The organism is Williamsia sterculiae (genome assembly GCF_900156495.1).
GTDB lineage: Bacteria > Actinomycetota > Actinomycetes > Mycobacteriales > Mycobacteriaceae > Williamsia_B > Williamsia_B sterculiae.
Map to the genome: position 1 here is coordinate 35,769 of NZ_FTNT01000017.1, position 7,384 is coordinate 43,152.

Here is a 7,384-nt window from a genome sequence, read left to right on the forward strand (position 1 = left end):
ACCGTACCAATCGGCATTGGCAGACCCTCGCGGATGCCCACTTCAGGGGCCGCAACGACTAGAGTCCCTGGTAATGAGTGACGACGACAGCGCCGACGCCAAGAAGAGCGTCGAATTCTCCGAGCTCGGTATCGCGCCCCGAGTACTGCAGGCCATCACCGACGTCGGGTACGAGAACCCGTCCCCGATCCAGGCCGCCACGATTCCGCCGTTGATGGACGGTCGCGATGTGGTGGGGCTCGCCCAGACCGGAACCGGCAAGACCGCGGCGTTCGCGGTACCGATCCTGTCCAACCTCGACACCTCCGCGCGCACACCGCAGGCGCTCATCCTGGCGCCGACGCGCGAGCTCGCCCTACAGGTGGCCGAGGCCTTCGGTAAGTACTCCACGCACATGCCCGAGGTGAAGGTGCTGCCCATCTACGGCGGCCAGAGCTACGGCGTGCAGCTGTCGGGTCTGCGACGCGGCGCGCAGATCATCGTGGGGACCCCGGGGCGCGTCATCGATCATCTCGAGCGCGGCACGCTCGATCTCTCGCAGCTGTCGTTCCTGGTCCTCGACGAGGCCGACGAGATGCTGACGATGGGATTCGCCGAGGATGTGGAACGCATCCTGCGAGACACCCCGGAGGACAAGCAGGTCGCCCTGTTCTCGGCCACCATGCCCAAGGCCATCGGGCGGCTGGCCCAGCGGTATCTCAAGGATCCCGTCGAAGTGACGGTCCAGGCGAGGACCGCTACCGCGCAGAACATCACCCAGCGCTACCTCCAGGTGTCCCACCAGCGCAAACTGGACGCTCTGACCCGGGTGCTCGAGGTCGAGCAGTTCGACGCGATGATCGTCTTCGTCCGCACCAAACAGGCCACCGAGGAACTCGCCGAGAAGCTGCGGGCACGGGGTTTCTCCGCGGTCGCCATCAACGGTGACATCCCGCAGGCGCAGCGCGAGCGAACGATCAGCCAGCTCAAGGACGGCGCCATCGACATCTTGGTGGCCACCGACGTGGCCGCTCGCGGACTGGACGTGGACCGCATCTCTCATGTCGTGAACTACGACATCCCGCATGACACCGAGTCCTACGTACACCGCATCGGGCGTACCGGACGTGCCGGGCGGTCGGGTAACGCGCTGCTGTTCGTGTCCCCCCGGGAACGTCATCTGCTCCGGGCCATCGAGCGCGCCACCCGCCAACCGCTGACGGAGATCGGCCTACCCAGTGCCGAGGACGTCAACGCCCAGCGGGTGGCGAAGTTCGCCGAGTCGATCACCGAGAATCTCGGGTCCGACCATCTGGATCTCTTTCGTAAGCTCATCGAGAAGTACGCCGACGAGAACGACGTGGCCATGGCCGATATCGCGGCTGCGCTCGCGCTGGAGACCCGCGACGGCGGTTTCCTGATGTCGCCCGATCCACCCGCGGGTGCGCAGCGCGACCGTGGGCGCGAGGAACGCCGCGAACGGCGCAACGCAGACGGCGGCGGATCGGGCCGGTTCGCGACCTACCGCATCGCGGTCGGCAAGAAGAACCGGGTGACACCGGGTGCCATCGTGGGTGCCATCGCCAACGAGGGCGGCCTCACCCGGGGAGACTTTGGTCACATCAGTATCCGCCACGATTACAGCCTGGTGGAACTACCCGACGATCTACCTCGCGACACTCTCGACGCGTTGCGGCACACCAAGATCAGCAAAGCACCGATCAACATCACCCGCGACGACGGTCCCCCTCAGCGCCGCGCCGCGTCCCGAGGGGCCGGGGGCGCTGGTGCTCGCGGACGAAACGACTGGTCGGGACGCCGTGGGAGTGGTCCCAAGGTCGCCGGTCGACGCCGCTGAGTGTCGGTCGATCGCACTGACGAACTGTGGTCGATGCCGGTCTCTTCGGTAACTTCTGGTGGTGCGCCCGCGACACACGGGTGGACGACAGAACGGCGACGGCGGCACGGGGGTGTGCGCCGACGACAGAGGAACGGTGAAACGCCAGTGTCAGTGGTGGATTCGATAACAGCACGCGAAGCGGTCCGGCATCGCGACAGTCAGGGCGCGCTGGTGGTGGACCTGCGCCCCCAGGTGGTGCGCCACCAGGGCAGCCTGCCCGGCGCGGTGGTGGTGGAGCCCGATGATCTCGAGGCGGCCTTCGCGCCGACCTCGGCGCGCCGGATCCCCGCGATCGTCGACCTCGACACCGAGATCGCCGTGGTCTCCATCCGCGCGCAGGCTCAACGTATCGCCGCCCGGATCGCCGCACTCGGCTACACGAACGTCAGCTACGTCGAGGGCGGGTATCAGGCCCTGTGCTCGGCGGTCGCCTGAGCCACCTCGTCGCCTCTTCCGCCCCTCGCGCCGCGCGGATTCCCCCCGCAACTCGTGAAACCGGGGACGTCCTTGGGTAGCGTTGTCATCCGTCCACATGTATTGACCTCAGGATGAACTCCAGGGTTTCCTCCGGGTGACACGTTCTGCGAAGAGGATTGATGACCACATCCACGTCCGGCGATGGTCGGCGCGCACGGGTGCTGCGGCTACTGCAGTTCCTGTCCGAGCTGATCCGGGCGCGGTCGACCGTGGTCCGCGACGTCGCCGACCACGAGTCGGTGCTCTGGCTGGGCACGGACCAGGGACTCCCGGTGCGGAGCAAGGTCGGGCCAGGTGGTCGGGTCGCCGAGCTGACCGCGAACTCTGCCTCGTTCACGGTGTTGGCCGAGATGATCGACCGGTTGGCCGAGGAGCCCGAGGCCCTCGAGCTCGTTCTCGCCGCCGGGCTGCTCACACGCGAGGGTGGTGCGGACCCGGACAGCGGGCAGGCGGTCAACGAACACCTCGTCACCCAGGCTGTGGTGGCGACTCATGACCACGACTCGGGCACCATCACCGTCGACCTCGCCGCCGACTCCGTACCGGTGCTGCAGGACGGTCATCTGCTCGGTGGACTCGACGGTTACGACCTGACCGATTCGTCGCAGCTGGCCGAGGCGATCTCCCGGGTGCCGTCGGTACTGTCCAGCGCGCTGGCGCCGATCCTGGAACGCTGGTCGAAGCAGGTGCCGGATGCGTCCGTCGATGTCGAGGTGGAATCGCGTCCGGCGTTGGTGCTGCGGCGACGTGGTTTCGCGCGGTTGCTCGGCTACTACGAGGCGATGATCGCCGCTGTCCGTGACGAGTCCACCGAACTGCCGGTCGGGCTCGCGCAACTCGTCGAACCGATAGAGGCCGACGAGCGAGTGCACCGGTTGCTGTCGTCGGGGGCGATGTCGGCGTCGGAGCTGGTCGAGGACGCCCTGTACCCGCTGCCGTCCAACGTCGAGCAACGCGACATCCTCGCTCAACTCGGGCAGGACAGTGGTGTGGTGGTCGAGGGTCCGCCCGGGACGGGCAAGACGCACACCATCGCCAACCTGCTCTCGGCGTTGCTGGCCAAGGGCCAGCGGGTGCTCGTGGTCAGCGAGAAGTCACAGGCGCTGCGGGTGTTGGCGGACATGTTGCCGCCGGAGTTGGCCGAGCTGGTGGTCGACGTCAGCGACATCAGCAGGGACGGGTCGGCGCAGCTGATCGAGCGGGTCGAGACGATCGCCGCACGGAAGGGTTCATTCCAACCGCGGGTCGCCACCGCGGAGATCAAGAACCTGCGGTCCAAACGTGATCAGGCCCGCGCCAAGCGGGAGCAGATCCTGCGCGAGATCTGGCAGCTGCGCGAGTCGGAGACCGAGAAGCACGAATGGGTGGCGGCCGGTTACAGCGGGACCGCCGCGCAGATCGTCCGGCAGTGCCGGCGACTGGCCGACCGATACGACTGGATGCCCGGCCCGGTCGAGTCGCCGTTGCCGCCACTGGACACCGAAGAATTCGATCGGTTGATCAGCCTCGTGCGCGACCGTTCCGAGGACGGTGCGTCACGGCTGCAGCAGCGGTTGCCCGACCTCGACGACGTGTTGCCCGACTCGGTGCAACTCGAGCGGGTATGCGGGCGGGTGCAGGCCATGCCCACCGAGGAGATGGTCGGCAGCGGGTCGCTGCTGGCGATCCTGTCCGACGTCGACAGCCCCCGGTTGCTGAAGGTCAAGGAGATCTGCGATCGACTGGCCACCGCGGTGCACGAGGTGCAGACCTTCCCGGAACCGGTGCAGCGGATGGCCGGACGGTTGCTGACCGGCGACGCCGTCTACCTCTGGGGCCGGGTCACCCAGTTGTCGAAGGTCATCGACGAGGCGACTGCCAGCGACGAGAAGATCGGCACCCACATCGTCGAGGTGACGGGTGCGCAGCCCGGTACCGCCGCGGTGTTCGACCAGGCCGCGGAGTTCGTCCGCGGCGGCGGACATTGGCGGTCACGCTTCCGCAAGTCGTCGCAACGCCGCGCCGTGGAGGAGTCCGGGGTGAGCGCGACGGTCGACGGTCGGACGCCGGATACCGCGGAGTCGCTGCAGCTGGTGGCCGACCATCTGCGTGTCTTCGACGCCGTGCACACGGCATCGGCAATTCTCGCCGACGTCGACGTCCCCATCGACACCACGGGTTCGCGCTCGACGCAGCTGAACGAGCTCGTTCGGATCGACGATCAACTCGCTTGGGTGTCGGAGTTGCTGACCGGGCGCGACGCGTTGCTGAGAGAACTGGAGCGGATCAGCCCCGGGGGTCCTCGTCCCAAGTCCATCGCCGAGGTCGCCGAGGTCGCGCGGACCGCGGGCGCCGTGGCCGCCGCGAACGACGGCGGGATCGCGCGGCGGGAACTCGACGAATACATACGGGTGTTGAGTGCCGAGGTCGACCAGGGCCCGTCGCCGGAGGGTGACGCGGTACTCGCGGCACTGCGGGCGGCCGATGCGACCGCGTTGACCGAGGCCCGACGAGAGTGGAACCAGGCCCGCGCGGAACGTGACCGACAGGGTGCGTTGGACCTGCTCCAACTCCGGCTGCGTCAGCGGGCCCCCGAACTACACCGTGTGCTGGTCGACACCGCCACGGATCCGGTGTGGGACACCCGCCTGCGCGAGCTGACCGACGCGTGGTCGTGGCGTCGGGCGTACTCGTGGGCGGCCGAACGGAGCGACCCGGGACGTGAGGCGGTGCTGGAGGTGGACCTCGATGCGGTGGACGCCGACATCGCCCACTTCACCGCCGCTCTCGCCGCGGCGAGCGCGTGGCGGGAATGCCTGGAGCACATGACTGTCGCCCAGGTACAGGCGCTGCAGTCCTACCGCGACCACATCACCAATCTCGGCAAGGGGTCCGGCAAACACGCCGAACGATTCCGTCGTGCCGCGCGCTCGGCCATGGCCCAGGCGCAGGGCGCGGTGCCCGCATGGGTCATGCCGATCGCACAGGTGGTCGCATCGGTGCCGCCGGTGCAGAACTCCTTCGACGTGGTGATCGTCGACGAGGCGAGTCAGGCCGACATCACCAGCGCATTCCTACTCTGGCTCGCACCGCGGGTCATCGTGGTCGGCGACGACCGCCAATGTGCGCCAGGTGCTTTCGCCGGTGCTGGACTGGATGACGTCTTCACCAAACTGGACACCCTGCTGCCCGACATGCCGGAATACATGCGGGACAGCCTCACCCCGCGATCGAGCCTGTTCTCGATGCTGCGCACCCGCTTCGGTCATGTGGTGCGTCTGCGTGAGCACTTCCGGTCGATGCCGGAGATCATCGAGTTCTCCAGCAGGCAGTTCTACCAGGACTCGCCGCTGGTGCCGGTACGGCAGTTCGGTGCCGACCGGCTGCCGCCACTACAGACCGTGTTCGTCCCCGATGCCGAGGCCGACGGAGAGAACGCGGCGCTCGCCAATCCGGACGAGGCACGAGAACTCGTGGCGGTGGTGCGCCGTTGCGCCGACGATCCCGCTTACGAGGGCCGGAGTTTCGGCGTGGTGGTGTTGCAGGGCCAGCGTCAGGTGGACGTCATCACCCAGCAACTGCGCGCGGCGCTCACACCTGAGCAGTGGCGCGCGCATCGGTTACGTGTCGGCACGCCACCGGACTTCCAGGGCGACGAGCGGCATGTGGTGTTTCTCTCGATGGTTGTCGTGGGTGATCGTAAGCCGATCTCGTTGACGCGCAGCGAATCTCAGCGGCGTTTCAACGTCGCGGCATCGCGGGCCATGGATCAGCTGTGGCTGTTCCATTCGGTTGCCGCCGACGAGCTCAAACACAACGACCTGCGATGGTCCCTGTTGAGCTACATGCAACGCACCCAGGCCGCCATGCTCGACCCGATGCCCACCGAGGTGCCGCTCACCGAGCGGGTGGAGCCGTTCGAGAGTCTCTTCGAGCAGCAGATCTTCGACGAGTTGGTCCGGCGCGGATTCCACGTCAGTCCCAAGGTGTCGGTGAACAATCGCACCATCGACCTGGTGGTGACCGGCAGCGAGGGCCGGATGGCCGTCGAATGCGATGGCGATGAGTTCACCAGTACACCGGAGCAGGCGCGCGCCGACATGGAACGCGAACGCGAACTGCGGCGCTGCGGTTGGCGATTCGGGCGTGTGCGGGAGTCGGAGTACCTGCTCGATCCGGAGCGAGCGTTGAGCGGACTGTGGCGCGAACTCGAAGCCCGCGGGGTGTATCCCGGCACGGTGACGACATACGACGATGCGCAGGACTCCACCGACGCAAACGACGGCGTGGACCAGCCCTGGGAGCCCATCGACCTAGCTCGGGGTGACTAGGCGGGGCCGGCTCCAACCTCGCAGTTCGACGGAAGTGGTGGACCTCGGCGATCGGGCGACCGGTTCACCGGCGCTGTTGCGCACGAGCGAAGCGGGCACGCCTGTGGGAAGATCGCCATCTCGATGGGTTCCGCAAAGTCGTCAGAGTCGTCGTAGATCAGGCGACCGACCTGTGGAACCGCCACACTGTGAAGTTGTCAAGGTACAAGTGCGTTCGCGTGATTCGGACGCTCAAAGGTCAGGCGGCTGCGTCTAGTCGGAGGGTTCGTCGGTTGTGGGCGGGTTGGGGTCTCCGCCTCGGGTCGATGGTGGCGGGTGGGATGAGCCAGGGGTGTCGGTCGTGGCCCATGATCACCTCCCATCCCTGGTGGTGGACGGCGGTGTGGCAACTGCGGCAGAGTAGGCATCCGTTGTCGAGGATGGTCGGGCCGCCGTCGGCGTGGTGGATGATGTGATGGCAGTCCGCCCACGACGCGGGTGCCCCACACTTGATGCAGCACTGATCGCGGACGATGATCGCCTTGCGTACTGCCCCGGTGAACAACCGTTTGGTCGCTGATACCGCGGTCGGGACACCGTGCTGGTCGAGGTCGACCCGGGTGATCCCGGCGTCGCACCCGGCCAGCGTGGCCGCCCGGTCGGAGATGGACCCCAACCACCCCAGGCGTGCGGTGTTCCGATCTTCGAGCGGCACGGTGACTACGACCTCGGTTCTCGG

General features: G+C 67.3%; 4 protein-coding genes. 3 read left to right on the plus strand and 1 reads right to left on the minus strand.

Annotation, left to right across the window (positions count from 1 at the left end):
- The first annotated feature begins 73 nt into the window (after positions 1 to 73).
- The 3 genes from BW971_RS20535 to BW971_RS20545 all read left to right on the plus strand — a co-directional run bounded on the left by BW971_RS20535 (position 74) and on the right by BW971_RS20545 (position 6,666).
- Positions 74 to 1,837 carry a DEAD/DEAH box helicase gene (locus tag BW971_RS20535; RefSeq protein WP_076482944.1) on the plus strand — a complete coding sequence of 588 codons (1,764 nt, stop codon included), beginning with the start codon at positions 74 to 76 and terminating at the stop codon, positions 1,835 to 1,837.
- 147 nt (positions 1,838 to 1,984) lie between these two features.
- The gene (locus BW971_RS20540; protein WP_076482945.1) at positions 1,985 to 2,314 is read left to right on the plus strand and encodes a rhodanese-like domain-containing protein; all 330 of its coding nucleotides are present in this window, start codon (positions 1,985 to 1,987) and stop codon (positions 2,312 to 2,314) included.
- 161 nt (positions 2,315 to 2,475) lie between these two features.
- Positions 2,476 to 6,666: an AAA domain-containing protein gene (locus tag BW971_RS20545; RefSeq protein ID WP_076482946.1), complete on the plus strand. Its 4,191-nt coding sequence runs from the start codon at positions 2,476 to 2,478 to the stop codon at positions 6,664 to 6,666.
- A gap of 238 nt (positions 6,667 to 6,904) precedes the next feature.
- Here BW971_RS20545 and BW971_RS20550 read toward each other — a convergent pair.
- Positions 6,905 to 7,384 (minus strand): HNH endonuclease (locus tag BW971_RS20550; protein WP_143690505.1); only part of this gene is annotated, 480 nt, incomplete at its 5' end.